Here is a 20,775-nt window from a genome sequence, read left to right as displayed (position 1 = left end):
AAAGGGGAGAATGACATGCCAATCATTACACTTATCCAAGCTAGAGAAGTACTCGATTCACGTGGAAATCCAACAGTAGAAGTTGAAGTATTTACCCAAAGCGGTGCATTTGGTCGGGCAATCGTTCCATCTGGCGCTTCGACAGGCGAATACGAAGCAGTAGAATTACGTGACGGTGATCCAGATCGCTACTTCGGCAAGGGTGTTCTTCAAGCGGTTGACCATGTTAATGAAGTCATTTCGGAAGAATTGGAAGATGCGTATTCAGTCCTTGATCAAGTGACAATCGACAAAGCGCTGATTGAACTTGATGGAACTTCTAACAAAGGAAACTTGGGCGCAAATGCAATTCTTGGTGTATCGATAGCTGTTGCACATGCTGCTTCTGATTACCTTGATATTCCCCTTTATCAATATCTAGGCGGCATTAACGCAAAACAATTGCCAGTGCCAATGATGAATATTTTAAACGGCGGCGAGCATGCAGATAACAACGTTGATATTCAAGAGTTTATGGTAATGCCAGTCGGTGCGGATTCATTCCATGAAGGACTTCGTATGGGGACTGAAATTTTCCATAGCTTGAAAGCTGTATTAAAAGCAAAAGGCTTGAATACATCAGTGGGTGATGAAGGCGGATTCGCTCCGAACCTATCTTCCAATGAAGAAGCGTTGTCTATTATCCTTGAAGCAATCGAAAAAGCGGGCTACACACCAGGCGAGGAAGTTCTTCTTGCAATGGACGTTGCAGCATCTGAGTTTTTCAATAAAGAAGATGGCACGTACAATCTTGCAGGAGAAGGTATCGTGAAAACATCGGCAGAAATGGTTGATTGGTACGAAGAGCTTTGTAGTAAGTATCCAATCATCTCTATCGAAGATGGCTTGGATGAAAATGACTGGGCGGGTCATAAACTTTTGACGGACCGTCTAGGCAAAAAAGTTCAACTTGTCGGGGACGACTTGTTTGTAACGAACACAGAAAAACTGGCACGCGGTATTGAAGAAGGTATTGGTAACTCAATCCTTATTAAAGTGAACCAAATCGGTACATTGACGGAAACGTTTGATGCGATTGAAATGGCGAAACGCGCTGGCTATACGGCTGTTATTTCCCACCGTTCAGGTGAATCGGAAGATACGACAATTGCTGATATCGCAGTTGCAACAAACGCTGGGCAAATCAAAACGGGTGCACCATCTCGTACGGACCGCGTTGCGAAATATAACCAATTGCTTCGTATTGAAGATCAGCTAGATGATACTGCTGAGTATCTTGGTGTTAAGACGTTTTATAACTTGAAGAAATAATGAGTGATCAAAACCCGCTTAGGCGGGTTTTTCTTTGCCTTTTGAGAGATTAAGTGGAAACTCAAAAGGTGACCCTTAAGACTTCTGTCTTAAAATTAGAACAATAGGTTGTAACGCCAGTCCCTTTTTGGTAAAATAGAACTGTTGTGAAGTTCGAATCGGGAGGTGGAACAAAATGCATACTTTGCTGATGACACTGCTCGTAATCGTAGCACTATCATTGATCGTAGTCGTATTATTGCAATCTGGGAAAAGCGCAGGTCTATCAGGAGCCATCTCTGGTGGAGCCGAACAACTTTTCGGGAAACAAAAAGCACGAGGACTTGACCTTGTACTTCAACGGGTTACAGTTGTACTTGCTGTTTTGTTTATCGTATTGGCGATCGTCATTATGAAAGTATAATCTTAAATAGACCACTATCGCCTGACCTTCCGACTGGTCGGGCGTTTTTTATTAAAAATAGAAAAGTATAAGTTTTTCTACTGGGGTCGGTGTCTAGACTCCAGCGCCTAGCCCCTCGAGTCGCTTTAGTCCTTAAGTTAAAGGCAAAGAGCGCCTTTTACTTAAGGCCCTCTAGCGCTTTTCGGGTCTACCAAGGCGCTTGCGCTTTTCTTAGTGTCTAGACTCCAGGCGCCAGCCGCTCGGAGGCTCACAGGATGTGAGTTACGCAGCCATTGCCGCAGGACGCGGCGAACTTAGGCTGGGTTCCTTGAAAGCAATCCAGCTATGTGGCAAAGAGCGCCACGTCGCTGGATCGACTTATGCCTGCCGCGTCTAGCAGGCGCTTGCGCTTTTCTTAGTGTCTAGACTCCAGGCGCCAGCCGCTCGGTCATAAGCAATCCAGCTATGTGGCAAAGAGCGCCACGTCGCTGGATCGACTTATGCCTGCCGCGTCTAGCAGGCGCCTTACGCTTTTCTTACGAAGGGATGATCAAAATGAGAATTGCACAACCGAAACCATTCTTTTTCGAAAGAGGGAAGCGTGCAGTTTTACTGCTCCATGGATTTACTGGTACCTCTGCGGATGTCCGGATGTTGGGACGTTTTCTTGAAAAGAAGGGTTACACAACGCTTGCACCTCATTACAAAGGCCACGGTGTTCCTCCTGAAGAATTGATCCACACGGGTCCCGAAGAGTGGTGGGAAGATGTTCTTAAGGGTTATAATCAATTAAAGGAAGCTGGCTATGATGAGATTGCAGTTGCGGGATTGTCTTTAGGAGGCGTATTTTCGCTCAAATTGGGGTATAACAAGCCAGTGAAGGGCATTGTTACAATGTGCGCGCCGATGTCGATGAAAACAACTGACCTTATGTATGAAGGTGTTCTTAAATATGCTCGAGAGTATAAGAAGTTTGAAGGGAAAGACGATGCTGACATCGAAAGAGATATAGAGGCATTACGTGCGCAAAATATGCCTTCTCTGGAAGAACTTCGCTCACTCGTCTATGATGTACGCAATCATATCGACCACATTTATGCACCACTATTGGTTGTGCAAGCTACATACGATGATGTTATCGATACCGATTCTGCAAACGTTATTTATGACAATACCGAATCAGACATAAAACACATTAAATGGTATGAACAATCGGGACATGTCATTACGCTTGGACCTGAAAAAGTGACACTTCATGAAGATATTTTGAGATTCCTGGAATCATTGGACTGGAATGAGTGAAAGATTAGACCAATGACCATACTATATACTTATAAGGAGTGATGCAACTTGGATAGCATAGAGCAAGACATTCAGCAAAAATTGCTGTCTCTAATGAAAGAAGAATCGTATAAGCCGTTAACTGTACAGGAAATCCAGGAAGTAATGGGATTTGAACAGGCAGCGGAGTTTAAGGAACTAGTGAAAATGCTTGTGGACCTTGAACAAAAAGGGCAAATTATTCGTTCTAAATCGAACCGTTATGGCGTACCCGAAGGCATGAATCTCCTGCGTGGAAAATTCATCGGGCATGCAAAAGGCTTTGGTTTTGTAGCACCGGAAGAAGAAGGAATGGATGATGTATTCATCCCCCCACATGAAGTTAATGGTGCGATGAACGGGGATACTGTCCTCATACGTGTCGTTAACGCTACATCAGGCGGTAGACGTGAAGGGGCAATTACACGTGTCGTAGAACGCAAAACGACAAAGGTAGTTGGTATGTACCAGAACAATAAAGGCTTCGGTTTCGTTGTTCCTGATGATAAAAAATTACCTATGGACGTTTTCATCGGCAAAGGGGATTCACTTGATGCGGTGGACGGTCATAAAGTCGTTGTTGAAATAACAGACTGGCCTGTTGACGGGAAGTCAGCAACAGGTATGGTGACACAAATCCTTGGTCACAGAAATGATCCCGGCGTTGATATCTTGTCTATTATTCATAAGCATGGAATTGAAGTCGATTTTCCACAAGCAGTACTAGACCAGGCAAATAAGATTCCTGATGAAGTTCAGGAAAGAGATTTGATCAACCGTCGTGACCTTCGTGAAGAACTTTCGATCACAATTGATGGTGCAGACGCGAAAGACCTTGATGATGCTATTTCAGTTGTGAAAAATGACAATGGTGGCTATCTATTATCTGTTCATATTTCGGATGTCAGTTATTATGTGACAGAAAATTCAGCAATGGGCGATGACGCTTATGATCGCGGAACTAGTGTTTACTTGACGGATAGAGTTATTCCGATGTTGCCGCATAGATTATCGAACGGAATTTGTTCATTAAACCCTGGTGTCGATAGGCTTACGTTGTCTTGTACAATGACGATAGACCGCAACGGGAAGGTCATCGATCATGAGATATTTGAGAGTGTTATTCGCTCGAAAGAACGTATGACCTATAATGAAGTTTATAAAATCATCGAAGAAAAAGATGAAGAACTTTCAACTCGATATGCAAATGTTGTTCCTATGATTAATCATATGGCAGACCTCGCTGCTATTTTGAAACAGAAAAGAGAAGATCGTGGAGCCATTGATTTCAATTTCAAGGAATCGAAAATCCTTGTTGATGAAAAAGGATGGCCAACGGATGTTGTCATTTTGGAGCGTACTGTATCAGAACGCCTCATAGAAGAATTCATGCTTGCTGCGAACGAAACGATTGCGGAACATTTCCACAGGCTTGAACTACCGTTCATTTACCGGATTCACGAAGATCCCAAAGCTGAAAAATTACAACGGTTCTTCGAATTCCTAACGAACTTCGGCGTTGTTGTCAAAGGAACTGGCAATAAAGTCCATCCAAAAGCGCTACAGGAAATTGTTGAATCAATTGAAGGTCTTCCTGAAGAAACGGTTATATCGACAATGCTCCTTCGTTCAATGCAACAGGCGAAGTATTTCGATGAAAGCCTGGGTCACTTTGGATTATCTACTGATTTTTATACCCATTTCACGGCACCAATCCGCCGCTTTCCAGATTTGATTGTCCATCGTTTAATCCGGACATATCTAATTGAAAAAGATGTTTCGGCACAGACGCTTGCACATTGGGGTGCGATATTATCCGATATTGCAGAGCATACATCGGAAAGAGAACGCCGTGCGGTTGAAGCAGAACGAGATACAGAGTCACTGAAAAAATCTCAATTTATGCTCGACAAAATTGGCGAAGAGTTCGAGGGCGTTATTTCATCAGTTACAAACTTTGGTTTGTTTGTCGAACTGGAAAACACAATCGAAGGGCTTGTTCATGTTAGCCATATGACAGATGATTATTATCGATTTGACGACAGACAAATGATGATGATTGGTGAACGTGCAGGCAAGCAATATAGGCTTGGCGACGAAGTAACCGTCAAAGTTATTGCTGTGAAACCTGAAGAATCGACAATCGATTTTGAAATCGTTGGGATGAAACAAAACTTCCGTCGTACACGTAAAGAAACGCCGAAAGTTATTTATGCTAAGAAAAAAGAAGGCGACAATAAGTCTGGCGACAAATCAAAAGATCAAAAGAAATCTGGCACATACAATAAAAAGAAAAAGTTCTATGAAGGCGCAGCTAAAAAAGCGGGTAGTAAACTTAAACCTAGGCCTAAAAAGAAAAAGTAAAGCCGGAGCGGTCTAGGCCGCTCTGAGGTTTTCACAAGGGGTGAAAGAAATGGCGAAAGGCCAAGGGAAGGTAGTCGCCGTCAATAAAAAGGCGAATCATGATTTTGCAATCGAAGAAACAATCGAGGCAGGTATTGTCCTTCTGGGTACGGAAATCAAAGCAATTCGTAATAGTAAAGTCCAATTGCGTGATGCGTTTGTAAGAATCCGTAATAACGAAGCGTGGATTTCCAATATGCACATTAGTCCATATGATCACGGAAACCAGTTCAACCATGATCCGTTGCGTTCTAGAAAGCTACTTCTTCATAAAAAGCAGATTAGCAAATTGATCGGGCAAACGAAAGAGCAGGGATCTGCTATTGTACCGATTAAGATGTATTTAAAAGACGGCTTTGCAAAAGTGTTAATTGGTGTTGGTAAAGGGAAGAAAGATTACGATAAACGTCAAGATCTTAAGAAAAAAGATGCGAAACGTGAAATCGATCGTGCACTTAGAGATAGGCAAAAATATTGAAGTATAGGTTAAGATAAGTTACAATAAGTATAGTAAGTAGTTCAGAAGCCTTTCAATAGGTTCTCCTGACATCCCTTTGGGGACGTTACGGATTCGACAGGGGTAGTCTGAGCTTGAGTTGCGCGTCGGAGGGTTCGGCTCCGTCAGAAACGACACCTTATAATAACAGGCAAAACTAACAACAACCTAGCATTCGCAGCGTAAGCTGTTGAATCTGCCTTGTAATTTCATCGCCCATGTGGCGTTGCAGGGCTAACCTTTAGTGGGATACGACGGCTGTTGCCTCTTGAGGCAGTCGGAAGAGACTTCCAAGATAGCGTACATGACGCCTTGATTGATGGCATAATGCCACGCGAAACCAAATAGTCAATCTACACGCGTAGATGCTTAAGTGTTAGAGCCTCTGGACGCGGGTTCGACTCCCGCCGTCTCCATACTTGTTGTCACAGCAACGTTTAAGCGGTGTGTGGCATCATTATGGTAACATGATTTAAAAAAGAAGACGATTTCATCTACTAATAGATGAAATCGTCTTTTTTGTCGAGATTCTGGAAATTTAATAGGTGCATAGGCTATTGTAAATCGATTTTACTTCTGTAGGGAATTTAATGATTAGATTAACGCATAGGTCCTGAAAATTAGCACAATCACTCTTCATTAATCCGCGTATTAGCAGCCCTGTTATTAATAAATAAAAATGTCCGTTATCTTGTAGTACCCGTATTCATCAACAATAACCGTATAGTCTTTTTCGCGCTCGTAGTAGATGAGTTCCCCAGTTGCTGTAATAAAGTCAAATTGTTCAAATGTCGATACATAAGCTATTTGGTCGCCGATTTCGATGCCTGTGACTGTATTGTTCGTGAAGTTAAATGTCATGCCTTGACCCGCAATCTCTGCTATATAGTCTTCTAGTTCGCTGTACGCAACACTACCTGGCAGCACCATGTCTTGAATCCAGTTAAAGTCTTCATCCTGCAAAGCCATTGCATACATGTCACGAAATTCTAGGATGAAGCTTTCTAATTCATTTTCATCCAAATAGACATTGGGCATGACAGAGACTTCTTGCTCCTCGATGTACTCGTCGTAATATTCTTCCGCTCCCGTGGTAGTACTATCATCGGTGTATTCATCATAAAAATCGAATACGCCGGCAACTTGATGATTCGTCATAGGGGATTTTGCCCATGAATCCAGAAGGTCGACCATGAGTGGGTGCTGCCTGTGTACTGCGCAATTCGGACACGATTCAGAATTGATTAGAATTGTCTGGTGCACAGGCAGACCAAACTAATCCCCAATAATAAAACAATAAACGTTGAGTTATATATGTAATAGGAAGCAATTCAGTACTTTCCCTTTTCAACCCGATCAAAGAGACCTTCACTGTCAACTATAACCAAAGTAATAGAATATCTTAAATTACTAAATTATTTTCGGGAGTGTTGGCGGATACATAATCTTCTTCCAAATAACAGAAGTAGATGCAAATCAATTTATTCTCTATCAGAATAGTTCTGTCGACGGACCCAACAATAGCTCTGGGGATGTTAATCAACCGAATCCAGTAGCGGTTATTGTTACTGCTAGCGCAAAAGATATATTGACTTTAAGACATCATTCTAGTGCCACATCAGTATTTTTGTAAACTCTAGCTGGTGGAAGTAAATTAAATACTAAGGCTTCCATTCTAATGTATATTGCGTTTTTATAAAATTGTTTGGATATTTCGTTGTTATTTCTTGCACGGATACCCCAAATTTATACGTCAGCAAAAATAAAATGCAAAAGGACCTTTAGCATATTGAAGGTCCTTTTGCTTAGCATTAAGAAAGATGTTCGTGACATTACATTCACTTAAACCACTATAAACAAGCGACAAGTTAGCATTAACACGTTATCCAAACTGATATACATAGACTAGGTCATTTTATTTTTCCGCGTCTATTGTAGTCGGGTAATTACAAGGTGTGCTGAAACAGACCTTGTTCCCCCAGCGATAGGTGTCATGGTTAGCGCCGTGGAATTCCCAGCAGGATTTCGTACTGTGAGTATTGAATTGGCTACTGTCGTTTGCACAAGAGCCATTCCTGCCATCTGAGAAGTGCCTGTTGCTCGCCCAACCACGGTATAGGCTAAATCTGCGCCATTGAGAGTTAACGTTAGTTGCCCCGGTTCGGTCATACTCGCCTGAAACATTACCTGATAGGTGCCAATTGCAGCCAAGGTAAAAGAATTGATAGAAGCTCTGACAATATCCGTCCCACTAGTAGGTCCATTTTGTGGGAAATCCACGTCTGCACCAACAGCAACTGTTGCTGCATTATCAGGAGGCATCAGTGCAAAAAAATCTGCGAAGGCTGATACACCCCCTGGTGGACCAGGAGGACCAGGAGGACCAGGTGGACAGTTGCATTTTTGCTTTGGAGGTATGGGAAGCGGATAAATATCACGGCATTTATTACACTTATTACAGTTATTGCAATTATTTAACAAATTAATCACCTCCTTTATCATCTCCTCTAACATATGAAGTAAAAACCAGAACTGTTTGTGCTATAAAGAATGATCAAAGAGTCCTCGCTATGATAAGTAATGGATTTCAATGAGGGGAACAGATATGTATTTAAAATAGAAACATTAGTTAATTCTATTGATCCATTTACTGATTTAAAAATAGAATGTTAAATCCAATAAAATTATGTGGGCATCGGCATATCTAAGCAGTCAGTATTCTCTAGAAGCTTCTGCATAACAACAAATGAGCGCTAAAACCATATTGGTTTACAGCACTCATTTACATGTGTTATTTGCATGCATTTTGCCCCTTAGCATTAGTAGATAAATCCTCTATTTGTATTCATTGACCAGAAAAAGGTTTTACTCTTCTTTCATAATATATAGTCTTTTTAGACATCCGAATCGGATTACTTTATGCAACTCGCTTGTAGCTTTCCCTTTAATTTGTTTAGTGCTATTTACTTTTTCTAAAGGGAGGTCATCAATTTAGTACCCCAACGCATCCATTTTTTCTGCAACCTATACAAGACTATATTAATACGAATATACCTTAATGGATTTTACCTACTGTGTTATGGCTGGATGTTTCCAACTAAGTAACCTAACACCATTTGCTTCTCTACTTCTACTTTACTGACCATTTTTAGTCTACTTGTAATCTTTCCTGTGTTTACTACTAAAATACCGACATATACAGGAAAACAACTTAACGATAGGTATCAATCCAAGTTCGAGATCGTATCCAAAATCAAAGTAAAAGTCTTGCTTCTATACAATTAAGAGGAAGTATACGACCTACCCCCTTTTATTGAATACTTTCTAAAATAATCAGGTGCTAGCCCGTCCGCTCAACTATTACCTGAATAGAATGTTACGGAAGGGGGTGAAAAAATGAATTATTATTATTACAATAATCGAAAATATAATAGGTCTAATAAGTGTAATGAGTGCAATAAGTTAAATGAGTCAAATGAGTCAAATGGGTTTAATGAGCCTAATCTGTGTAAGGAATGTAATAAATGTTGTAAGTGCTGTAACTGTTGTAAATGCGATAACGACCCTTGTGATTGTAGAAAAGGACATAAAGGCCCAACTGGAGCAACTGGAGCAACCGGAGAAACTGGAGCAACAGGCGATACAGGGGCAACCGGAATAACTGGTGCAACCGGGGCAACTGGAGCAACAGGCGATACAGGAGCAACTGGAGCAACAGGAGCAACCGGACCAACTGGAGCAACAGGCGATCCTGGCGCAACCGGAACAACCGGACCAACTGGGGCTACAGGTGAAACTGGCGCAACCGGACCAACTGGAGCTACAGGTGAAACTGGCGAAACCGGAGTGACGGGCAATACTGGAGCAACAGGCGATACTGGCACAACCGGACCAACTGGAGCAACAGGCGATCCTGGAGCAACCGGACCAACTGGAGCAACAGGCGATCCTGGTGCAACCGGACCAACTGGAGCAACAGGCGATCCTGGTGCAACCGGAACAACTGGGGCAACAGGCGATCCTGGTGCAACCGGACCAACCGGAACAACAGGCGATACTGGCGCAACCGGAGTAACGGGCAATACTGGGGCTACAGGCGATACTGGCGCAACCGGTTCAACCGGAACAACCGGAGCAACAGGCGATACTGGAGCAACCGGAACAACTGGAGCAACTGGTTCAACCGGAACAACTGGAGCAACAGGCGATACAGGTGCAACCGGATCAACTGGAGCAACAGGCGATACAGGTGCAACCGGATCAACAGGCGATCCTGGCGCAACCGGAACAACCGGAGCAACAGGCGATACTGGAGCAACCGGACCAACTGGGGCTACAGGTGAAACTGGAGCAACCGGAACAACAGGCGATACAGGTGCAACCGGAACAACCGGACCAACCGGAGCAACTGGAGCAACAGGCGATACTGGAGCAACCGGAACAACTGGGGCTACAGGTGAAACTGGAGCAACCGGAACAACTGGAGCAACAGGCGATACTGGAGCAACCGGAACAACTGGAGCAACAGGCGATCCTGGCGCAACCGGAACAACCGGGGCTACAGGCGATACTGGAGCAACCGGACCAACCGGAGCAACAGGCGATCCTGGCGCAACCGGAACAACCGGGGCTACAGGCGATACAGGTGCAACCGGACCAACTGGAGCAACAGGCGATCCTGGTGCAACCGGACCAACTGGGGCAACAGGCGATACAGGTGCAACCGGAACAACAGGCGATCCTGGCGCAACCGGTTCAACCGGCGATACTGGAGCAACTGGAGCAACTGGAGCAACCGGAACAACTGGAGCAACTGGTTCAACCGGAACAACCGGAACAACCGGAACAACTGGAGCAACAGGCGATGCAGGTGCAACCGGACCAACCGGAGCAACAGGCGATCCTGGCGCAACCGGAACAACCGGATCAACAGGCGATCCTGGCGCAACCGGAACAACCGGGGCTACAGGCGATACAGGTGCAACCGGAACAACTGGAGCAACAGGCGATCCTGGTGCAACCGGACCAACTGGGGCAACAGGCGATACAGGTGCAACCGGAACAACCGGAGCAACAGGCGATACTGGAGCAACCGGACCAACTGGGGCTACAGGTGAAACTGGAGCAACCGGAACAACAGGCGATACAGGTGCAACCGGAACAACCGGAACAACAGGCGATACTGGCGCAACCGGAGTAACGGGCAATACTGGGGCTACAGGCGATACTGGAGCAACAGGCGATCCTGGCGCAACCGGAACAACAGGCGATACAGGTGCAACCGGAACAACTGGAGCAACAGGCGATCCTGGTGCAACCGGACCAACTGGGGCAACAGGCGATACAGGTGCAACCGGAGCAACAGGCGATACAGGTGCAACCGGATTAACTGGAGTAACCGGAGCAACTGGACCAACCGGAGCAACCGGAGCAAGTGGAGCAACTGGAACAATTGGAGCAACGGGAGCAACCGGAACAACTGGAGCAACCGGAGCAACTGGTTCAACGGGAGCAACCGGAGCAACTGGTTCAACGGGAGCAACCGGAGCAACTGGTTCAACTGGAGCAACCGGTTCAACGGGAGCAACCGGTTCAACTGGTTCAACCGGAACAACTGGAGCAACGGGAGCAACCGGAGCAACTGGTTCAACTGGTTCAACTGGGGCAACGGGAACAACTGGAGCCACGGGAGCAACCGGAACAACTGGAGCAACGGGAGCAACCGGAGCAAAAGGTGAAATTGGTGCAACCGGAAGAACAGGAGCAACCGGAGTAACTGGAGCCACGGGAGCAACCGGAACAACTGGAACAACTGGAACAACGGGAGCGACCGGAGCAACCGGAGTAACTGGAGCCACCGGTGCAACGGGAATAACCGGAGCCACCGGAGTAACTGGACCAACCGGTACTATAGGCTCTACCGTAACGATAGCAGGTGTTGGACCAAATGTTAGCTCTCAATTTAGCGAATTAAGAGTCAGTCAAAAAACACCGATAATTGAATTGACTTCTGTATATGGTTTGTCCAACTTAAGAGACATCGTTACCGTAACTGGCTCTGGTTTAGTAGGAAGCAATAATAGTGAGTTCCAATTAAGTACAATAGCAAGTGGTATCGATAGTGCTACCCTACAAAGCTCCGAGAGAGGAAGATATGAACCTGGATACGCGGCTGAAGCAGGAATAGGTATCCGTTTACCATTACCACCAGTAGGCAATCAAGTGTGCAGATGGGGAGCTTTTGACGGACAAAACGGAATGTACTTTGGTCAAAATGTAACAAATGGAATATTTGTAGCTATTAGAAGAGCAGGTATTGACACAGTTATTCCTCAATCATCATGGAACGTTGATCCACTAAATGGAACTGGGCCAAGTGGAGAGACTCTTAACTTAGCGCAAGGAAATATATTTCAAATAGTATTTACTTGGTATGGCTATGGAGTAATTGAATTTAATGTCGTTCTCCCTAATCCTGTAACTTTAGCACAGGAAGTAATAACTGTTCATCGATACTCTCCAACTGGGCAAACAAGTCTTGCTGATCCAAACCTTCCTCTTCGTGCAGAAATCGCTAATAACGGTACAGGAGCCGCCTTCAATTTATTTGTTGGAGGAAGACAATATAGTATTTTAGGCACCTATAATCCGGTTTTCCGCATTACTTCTGAAAGAAGAACAGTAACTGCTACAGGATCTTTAACACCAATTCTATCCTTCCAAAGAAAGGCGATCTTCCCAGCGGGTTCAGCTAGATCCAATTCAGTTAGTATAAAACTTGAAGGTATTGATCTAGTAACTTCAGACGATATTTACTATCAAGTCATACTAGGTGGAACTATCAATGGAACTTTTGTAAACTATCCAACTGCGACTACTAATATCCCACTATCCGAGACAGCACTTACTGTTAATAGTACGATAACGACAATTTCGGGAGGGCAAGTACTTTTACAAGGATTAGCAGCAGGAGTTGATGGGAGTGCTAGAATTTTAGCTTCAGCTTCCTTATTGGATTTCCAATTGCCAGATACTCAAACCGTCACACTCGCTGTGGCAAATTTAAGCGGTGGTAGTAATACTGTTACTGCAACCTTTAGTCTTACTGAAGAATGGTAAAAATAACAGGCATGGGAGAGAAATAGTTGTTTTTCTCCCATACCTAATTGAAAGGAGGAAATTTAATGTCAGATATAATTATTTCGAATATCGGCCCAAACTTGAGTTCGCAATTTGATGAGCTAAGGATAGCCGAGAAATTTCCAATAGTGGAGTTAACTTCGGTATATGGCATATCGAGTCTGAGAGATGCTATAACGACTATTGGAGGTGGGGCAGTTACAAACGATGGTACAGAATATAACCTTAACAATACGGCTAGTGGAGCAGCTTCTGCTATTTTAGAAAGTGTATTAAGAGGTAGATATGAACCGGGATTTGCAGGGGAAGCTGGAATTGGTGCCCGAATTCCTACTTTGCCTACAGGCAATCAAGTTGGTCGATGGGGATTATTTGACAGTCAAAACGGAGCGTTTTTTGGAGTCAATAGTACAGGTCCATTCGTGGCTGTTCGAAGAGCAGGAACCGATATAATCTTCCCTCAAAGTACTTGGAACGTAGATAAATTAAACGGAACAGGCCCAAGTGGAGCGACCCTAAATTTATCAAAAGGAAATATATTTCAAATAGTATTTACTTGGTATGGGTATGGCGTTATAGAATTTAGAGTTGTAATTCCTAACCCTACTACTTTAGCTCAAGAAGTGATTACCGTTAATCGATTTTCCCCCACTGGGCAAACTAGTTTTGTTGATCCAAACCTTCCTTTACGAGCACAAGTTGATAATAATGGAACCGCTACTGCCTTTTCGCTTTTTGTTGGAGGAAGACAGTATAGTATTATAGGGAAATATAATCCCGAGTTTAGAATCACTTCCGAAAGAAGAAGAGTTACAAATGTTACATCAACACTAACGCCTGTCATTTCATTTGCAAGAAAAACAGTATTCCCGGTAGGTTCAGGCAGAACCAATTCAGTTCAAATAGATTTAGAAGAAATTAACATTATTTCAACAAAAGATTTAAGTTATCAAGTTCTTTTGGGTGGAACGTTAAATGGAACATTTGTTAATTATCCGACAGCTAACACTATCATTCCTACTAACGAAACAGCCCTTTTGGTAAATAATACGTCGACAACGATTACTGGAGGCGTAGTAGTGTTTCAAGGTGTTACTGGTGGTGGCTCTGGAGGTAGTAACATTCTAGCTAGTGCAGAACTTTTAGATTTCACCCTTCCTGAAAATGCGTTTGTGACATTAGCTGTGGCAAATATTGGTGGTGGAGGTTCTAACACTGTTGATGTGGTATTTAGAGTATCTGAGAGTTGGTAAAGTCTACGGGATAATCCTAGCTAGCTTTATTTACTCTCTCTTGTAAGGCTACCGATAAAGCCGGTAGCTTTTTTTGTGGACCTTAGTCCAGGACTGCAGAAAAAAAGGAACTTAGTTTAACTTAATGGCCGGTTGAACAAAGTTCCAAAGTATTAAACACCTTATCCAAGGTTTTTATCAACTACTAAATTGAAAAGATATTACTCTGTCCAACGTATGAGATGTGGAGAAGGGTCTAATATGGATTGGTATTGAGCCTTATTCCCATAAATACCATCCGGGTCTAACTGTTGATAGCGATTGAATTTGTTTACACGAACCTCTTGTTTTGCCCATCCTAAATGTTTTAAACGCAAGTTAGATAGTTCGTGTTTGGTTCAAAAATATTGGCTGGGAACCGTCCACAATGCTGAAGTGTTTCTTTCCATTTATATTCGAAGTCTTTCCGATATCGAATAAGAAATGGACGATAAACCGTATGATCTTGCCATAATGGATCTTATTTATAATGTGCATCATCCCAAAATCGAATAAACGAAAACAATACACATCGACGTCCCGACGAATAGCTAAGTGTGGTATTTCTTTGGTAAGTCTATCTTTAAATAGTTCATACTAGGACCTTTATTTGTATATTATTCATTTTGCTTATGCCCTCTCAAGAGGACAGACTCTAAATATTCTTTATTTTGAAGAATTCTTGAATCATCTGGACTATATTGTCTCGCCTTTTCATTATGTTCATAGGCAGTTTTGTGTTGACCTAACTGATCGTAACAAACACAGAGTTGTAAATGGGGTAACCAAGTCGAAAATTTTGGGTACTGCAAACCAAGATTTTGGTTGGAGAGCTTCATTTCAGTCGCTAAACTATACCAAAAAATTGCCGTGTATAGTTCCTTCTTTTTCAGGAAATAGAAACCTAACCGGCAACAAATTTCTGGCCGAGGCTGATCATATTGAAAAGATTGTAAATTGGACTCTAATTCTTTCTTATATTCTCCTAACTCAAAAAAACAATCGGCTAGTCTACTACAAGCCGAAATATTATCTTCAATCCACCCTTTCTCCGTTAAGAGAAACTTTTCATAAAACTCAATTGCACGTAAATACATTCCATGGTCTTTCAATTCATTGGCAAAGTAAAATAAATCACGAGGCGAGAATTCTATATGATTAGCTAATTGTTTTTCATAAATAAGCAAATTCCGATTCGTATCATGACGTAAATTATGATGGGTTACGGCAACGTTACTATGGAAAATAGCCCCAGACACTTCTAAATATTCATGTACAGCACCTATCCATTTAAACTGATTTGTTCGTTTCACTAAACGGTTTCGTTTCAAACGCGAAACGACATTTCCATGCTGATCGGTAGAAAGGTTATAATCCATCGTCACAGAGTCTATTGATAAATCGAGATTCTTTTTTAACTCTTTCAATTGATCTTGATCATCTGGCAAAAGTACATCGTCCGCATCCAACCATAAAATAAAATCTTTTGTTGCTTGTTGAAAGGCATAATTTCTTGCCTTTGCAAAATCATGGACCCATTCAAAATCATAGATACGATTGGTGTACCTTTTTAGTACCTCTTTCGTTTGATCGGTCGAACCTGTATCCACGATATTGATTTCATCCACAATATCCTTTACAGATTCTAAACAACGAGCAATCGTATCTTCTTCATTTTTAACAATCATACATAAACTGATTGAGACCACTCCATACCTCCTCTTCGTCACTCTATTTGTATGTTACAATTACTTGTCCCTTGAATAACCTATCGTTCCTATTTAGGTATCCTAACGCATTTATTTTTCGTCCCCCTTAACAAGCCCATTTTAACTATCCCTACTCTAGTAATTCCTGGTGTCTTTATTACTTTGGTATTTTAAAATATCATCAGGCGGACATTCAAAAGCCTTACAAATCTACTCTAAAGTGGATAACCGAATTGCTTTCGCCTTTCCATTTTTCAATATAGAAAGATTAGCCATCGTTATTCCAACCCTCTCCGAAAGTTCTGTTAAGCTCATTTTTCGTATAGCCAGCATCACATCAATATTGATAATAATCGCCATTTCATTCACCTTAGACCGTATAGTCATTTTCTCGTTTTATATCAATCGCCTCTTATAAAATCTTTTGGAGAACAGCCGTAAAGACTGCAATTGTCATTGAAGTAAAATAATTACTAATCCGATTACTATGATACCTGGGGCGTCGTTCACCTCCGCAATTAGATAAAACAGTGGCATGCCTACCACATAAAAGATACTAATTGTGATTGCATAGTATTAAATATTCTTTAATGATTTTACAGATCATACGGAGAACGCTTTGTTCTTGTCGATATAGTCTAAAAGTTAAAAAGCTGATACAGTGTAAAGTAAAAAGGTATTGCGGCTGCATACGGATCGATTACAACGAGATAGTTTATATAAGCACTATCTGGATACAATTTCGCTGCAAAATTTGCTATCTCAGGCACCAAAAATAAGCACAAAGCAAGTACTGGAATTCCAATAAGAATTACAGCTATCTTTAAAAAGAGTTTTGTTCCTAGTGAGGGATAAAACCACTAGCGTTGCATGGATACCAAAATGATAAATATATTCATTTTTTATATCGCGATTACATTTGGAAATTTCAAAAAGGGAACAGGCCTCCATAGATGACTTAGTTCCCTTTTTTACACTTAGTTATTATTGCTTTATTTTCTCTTTTTTCCTTCTGGACGAAGTGCTCTTTGGTAAGTGGACTAACAATGGCAAAATCTTCTCCATATCGCACGGTTTTGGGTTCTTTAATCCGTACTTACTGTCGTTCTGTGCTCTTTTTCAGCTTTCGGTTAAAGTCCTGTAATAGTATTTTTAACGAGTCGAAAACGAATATCCGCATGGAATGTAAGAATGTCCAACTGGTTGTCGTAGGTTGGTAGGTCATTCGCGTTCTTCTGCAATAACGAGTAATGTCTGGTTAGACCACCTAGTAGGTCTGCCAAATCTGCAGTATTTACCTCGTTAAGCCGTCAACTAATTTGTGAATGACTAATGGTTTTTTACCAATTTCTATTTGAAGTTATTTTTAGAACGAATACCCATCGCGATTTTCCTGAGACTTTCCCTATCTACATTAGGAGATTTTTTTGCGTTTATTCAATCACTGAGTTTCGATTAACTAGATTATTTTACTTAAATTTACTGATTCGCAACGCTAGTGCGAACCTGAAATTATTATCTTCTTTATCTAAAGGGCGGTCATCGATTTAGTACCCCAACGTATCCATTTTTTCTGCAACCTTTACAAGACTATATTAATACGAATATACCTTAATGGATTATTCCTACTGTGTTATGGCTGGATGCTCTCAACTTAATAACCTAACACCATTTGCTTCTCTACTTCTACTTTACAGACCATTTTTAGTCTACTTGTAAACTCTCCTGTGTTTACTACTAAAATACCGACATATACAGATAAACAACTTAACGATAGGTATAAATCCCAGTTCGAGATCGTATCTAAAATAAAGGTAAAAATCTTCTTTTAATACAATTAAGAGGAAGTATACGACCTGCCCCCTTTTATTGAATACTTTCTAAAACAATCAGGTGTTAACCCGTCCGTTCAACTATTACCTGAATAGAATGTTACGGAAGGGGGTGAACAAATGAATTATCATTATTACAATAATCGTAAATATAATAGTTCTAATAAGTGTAATGAGTGCAATAAGTCAAATGAGTTAAATGAGTTAAATGAGTTAAATGAGTTAAATGAGTCAAATGAGTTAAATATGTGTAAGGAATGTAATAAATGTTGTAAGTGCTGTAACTGTTGTAAATGCGATAACGACTCTTGTGGTTGTAGAAGAGGACATAAAGGTCCAACTGGAGCAACTGGACCAACAGGAGCAACAGGCGCAACTGGTGCAACCGGAACAACTGGAGCAACAGGCGACACTGGGGCAACCGGACCAACCGGACCAACAGGCGCAACCGGAACAACTGGAGCAACAGGCGATCCTGGCGCAACCGGAACGACTGGAGCAACAGGCGATACAGGCGGAACCGGACCAACTGGAGCAACAGGCGATCCTGGCGCAACCGGGACAACCGGAGCTACAGGTGGACCTGGCGCAACCGGCGTAACCGGAGCAACCGGAGTTACAGGCGATACTGGAGCAACCGGAGTAACAGGCGATACTGGCGCAACCGGACCAACTGGGGCTACAGGTGAATCTGGCGCAACTGGACCAACAGGAGCAACAGGAGATCCTGGCGGAACCGGACCAACTGGAGCTACAGGCGATACTGGTGCAACCGGAGCAACCGGAGCTACAGGCGATACAGGCGCAACCGGAACGACTGGAGCTACAGGAGATCCTGGCGGAACCGGACCAACTGGGGCTACAGGAGATCCTGGCGGAACCGGACCAACTGGAGCTAGAGGTGAAACTGGAGCAACCGGACCAACCGGAGCAACAGGCGATACTGGCGGAACCGGACCAACTGGAGCAACAGGCGATACTGGCGGAACCGGACCAACTGGAGCTACAGGTGAAACTGGCGCAACCGGAGCAACCGGACCAACTGGAGCTAAAGGCGATACTGGTGCAACTGGAACAACTGGGGCAACAGGCGATACAGGTTCAACCGGACCAACAGGGGCTACAGGTGAAACTGGCGCAACCGGAGCAACCGGACCAACTGGAGCTAAAGGCGATACTGGTGCAACTGGAACAACTGGGGCAACAGGCGATACAGGTGCAACCGGACCAACTGGGGCAACAGGCGATCCTGGCGCAACCGGATCAACTGGAGCAACAGGCGATCCTGGCGCAACCGGAACAACCGGAGCAACAGGCGATCCTGGCGCAACCGGACCAACTGGGGCAACAGGCGATCCTGGCGCAACCGGACCAACTGGAGCTACAGGCGCAACCGGAACAACCGGAGCAACAGGCGATCCTGGCGCAACCGGAACAACCGGAGCAACTGGAGCAACAGGCGATACTGGAGCAACCGGACCAACTGGAGCAACAGGCGATACAGGTGCAACCGGATCAACTGGATCAACTGGAGCAACAGGCGATACAGGTGCAACCGGAACAACCGGAACAACCGGCGATACTGGCGCAACCGGACCAACCGGAGCTACAGGTGAAACCGGAACAACCGGAGCAACAGGCGATACTGGAGCAACCGGAACAACTGGGGCTACAGGTGAAACTGGCGCAACCGGAACAACCGGAGCAACAGGTGATACTGGAGCAACTGGAGCTGCAGGTGATACTGGTGCAACCGGGACAACTGGGGCTACAGGCGATACTGGCGCAACCGGACCAACTGGAGCTACAGGTGAAACTGGAGCAACCGGAGCAACAGGCGATCCTGGCGCAACCGGACCAACTGGAGCAACAGGCGATACTGGTGGAACCGGAACAACTGGAGCTACAGGTGAAACTGGTGCAACCGGAGCTACCGGAGTAACAGGCGATACTGGCGCAACCGGAACAACTGGAGCAACAGGCGATACTGGTGGAACCGGAACAACCGGAACAACTGGAGCAACAGGCGATACTGGAGCAACCGGACAAACTGGAGCAACAGGCGATACTGGCGCAACCGGAACAACCGGAGCAACTGGAGCTGCAGGTGATACTGGTGCAACCGGGACAACTGGGGCTACAGGCGATCCTGGCGCAACTGGCGAAACTGGAACAACTGGGGCTACAGGTGAAACTGGCGCAACCGGAACAACCGGAGCAGCAGGCGATACTGGTGCAACCGGGACAACTGGGGCAACCGGACCAACTGGAGCAACAGGTGATCCTGGCGCAACGGGACCAACTGGAGCAACAGGCGATCCTGGCGCAACCGGACCAACTGGAGCAACAGGTGAAACTGGTGCAACCGGGGCTACAGGTGAAACTGGCGCAACCGGACCAACTGGAGCAACAGGTGAAACTGGCGCAACCGGACCAACCGGAGCAACGGGACCAACTGGAGCAACAGGCGATACTGGAGCAACCGGAACAACTGGGGCTACAGGAGATACTGGAGCAACCGGACCAACTGGAGCAACAGGCGATACTGGTGCAACCGGATCAATCGGAGCAACAGGCGATACCGGTGCAATCGGACCAACTGGGGCTACAGGTGAAACTGGCGCAACCGGACCAACCGGAGCAACAGGCGATACAGGTGCAACTGGAACAACTGGAGCAACAGGCGATACTGGCGCAACCGGAGTAACGGGCGATACTGGGGCTACAGGCGATACAGGCGCAACCGGAACAACTGGTGCAACAGGTGGAACTGGTGCAACCGGAGCTACCGGGGTAACGGGCAACACCGGGGCTACAGGAATAACCGGAGCTACAGGCGACACTGGTGCAACAGGAGCAACAGGAGCAACAGGAGCAACAGGAGCAACAGGAGCAACAGGAGCAACAGGAG

General features: G+C 44.1%; 10 protein-coding genes, 1 other RNA gene and 3 pseudogenes. 9 read left to right on the top strand and 5 right to left on the bottom strand.

Features of this window, described 5'->3' with window-relative positions; genetic code table 11:
• Nucleotides 1–15 precede the first annotated feature (15 nt).
• From eno to ssrA, 6 genes are all read left to right on the top strand, one after another.
• The gene (eno, locus tag H2672_RS13040) at nucleotides 16–1,311 is read left to right on the top strand and encodes a phosphopyruvate hydratase (RefSeq protein ID WP_186672060.1); all 1,296 of its coding nucleotides are present in this window, start codon (nucleotides 16–18) and stop codon (nucleotides 1,309–1,311) included.
• A gap of 175 nt (nucleotides 1,312–1,486) precedes the next feature.
• The gene (gene secG, locus H2672_RS13035; RefSeq protein ID WP_067206024.1) at nucleotides 1,487–1,714 is read left to right on the top strand and encodes a preprotein translocase subunit SecG; all 228 of its coding nucleotides are present in this window, start codon (nucleotides 1,487–1,489) and stop codon (nucleotides 1,712–1,714) included.
• A 534-nt stretch (nucleotides 1,715–2,248) separates the two neighbouring features.
• On the top strand, nucleotides 2,249–2,995 hold the full coding sequence (locus H2672_RS13030; RefSeq protein WP_186672059.1) for an alpha/beta hydrolase: 747 nt from the start codon (nucleotides 2,249–2,251) through the stop codon (nucleotides 2,993–2,995).
• 48 nt (nucleotides 2,996–3,043) lie between these two features.
• Nucleotides 3,044–5,377, top strand: coding sequence for a ribonuclease R (rnr, locus tag H2672_RS13025; RefSeq protein WP_255485817.1), 2,334 nt, complete (start codon nucleotides 3,044–3,046; stop codon nucleotides 5,375–5,377).
• Nucleotides 5,378–5,426: 49 nt separating this feature from the next.
• The gene (gene smpB, locus H2672_RS13020; protein WP_186672058.1) at nucleotides 5,427–5,894 is read left to right on the top strand and encodes an SsrA-binding protein SmpB; all 468 of its coding nucleotides are present in this window, start codon (nucleotides 5,427–5,429) and stop codon (nucleotides 5,892–5,894) included.
• 78 nt (nucleotides 5,895–5,972) lie between these two features.
• Nucleotides 5,973–6,331: a transfer-messenger RNA gene (gene ssrA, locus H2672_RS13015) on the top strand.
• A 247-nt stretch (nucleotides 6,332–6,578) separates the two neighbouring features.
• On the opposite strand, the gene H2672_RS13010 is transcribed toward ssrA, so the two are convergent.
• Both H2672_RS13010 and H2672_RS13005 read right to left on the bottom strand, forming a co-directional pair.
• Complete coding sequence (locus H2672_RS13010) at nucleotides 6,579–7,070, bottom strand: TcaA NTF2-like domain-containing protein (protein WP_186672057.1); 492 nt, start codon at nucleotides 7,068–7,070, stop codon at nucleotides 6,579–6,581.
• A gap of 771 nt (nucleotides 7,071–7,841) precedes the next feature.
• Entirely contained in the window at nucleotides 7,842–8,402 is a 561-nt protein-coding gene (locus H2672_RS13005; RefSeq protein WP_370569649.1) for a collagen-like protein, read from the bottom strand.
• Between the two features lie 906 nt (nucleotides 8,403–9,308).
• Between H2672_RS13005 and H2672_RS19690 the strand changes: the two genes are divergently transcribed.
• Together H2672_RS19690 and H2672_RS12995 are read left to right on the top strand one after the other, a co-directional pair.
• Nucleotides 9,309–13,031 carry a hypothetical protein gene (locus H2672_RS19690; protein ID WP_186672056.1) on the top strand — a complete coding sequence of 1,241 codons (3,723 nt, stop codon included), beginning with the start codon at nucleotides 9,309–9,311 and terminating at the stop codon, nucleotides 13,029–13,031.
• A gap of 65 nt (nucleotides 13,032–13,096) precedes the next feature.
• Nucleotides 13,097–14,305 (top strand): hypothetical protein, encoded by a 1,209-nt coding sequence (locus H2672_RS12995; protein WP_186672055.1) that lies wholly within the window; start codon nucleotides 13,097–13,099, stop codon nucleotides 14,303–14,305.
• A 635-nt stretch (nucleotides 14,306–14,940) separates the two neighbouring features.
• Here H2672_RS12995 and H2672_RS12990 read toward each other — a convergent pair.
• The 3 genes and pseudogenes from H2672_RS12990 to H2672_RS19685 form a co-directional block, all read right to left on the bottom strand.
• Nucleotides 14,941–16,032: a glycosyltransferase gene (locus H2672_RS12990; RefSeq protein ID WP_186672054.1), complete on the bottom strand. Its 1,092-nt coding sequence runs from the start codon at nucleotides 16,030–16,032 to the stop codon at nucleotides 14,941–14,943.
• Between the two features lie 135 nt (nucleotides 16,033–16,167).
• Nucleotides 16,168–16,392: pseudogene (locus H2672_RS12985) on the bottom strand (helix-turn-helix domain-containing protein).
• A gap of 52 nt (nucleotides 16,393–16,444) precedes the next feature.
• Nucleotides 16,445–16,853, bottom strand: a pseudogene (locus H2672_RS19685) (DUF2975 domain-containing protein).
• A gap of 1,131 nt (nucleotides 16,854–17,984) precedes the next feature.
• Between H2672_RS19685 and H2672_RS12980 the strand changes: the two are divergent.
• Nucleotides 17,985–20,775: pseudogene (locus tag H2672_RS12980) on the top strand (hypothetical protein); the annotation flags it as partial.

The organism is Sporosarcina sp. BP05, assembly GCF_014282005.1.
Lineage (GTDB): Bacteria > Bacillota > Bacilli > Bacillales_A > Planococcaceae > Sporosarcina.
The sequence above is the reverse complement of the archived record's forward strand: the minus strand, read 5'-3'. Positions and strand labels throughout refer to the sequence as shown.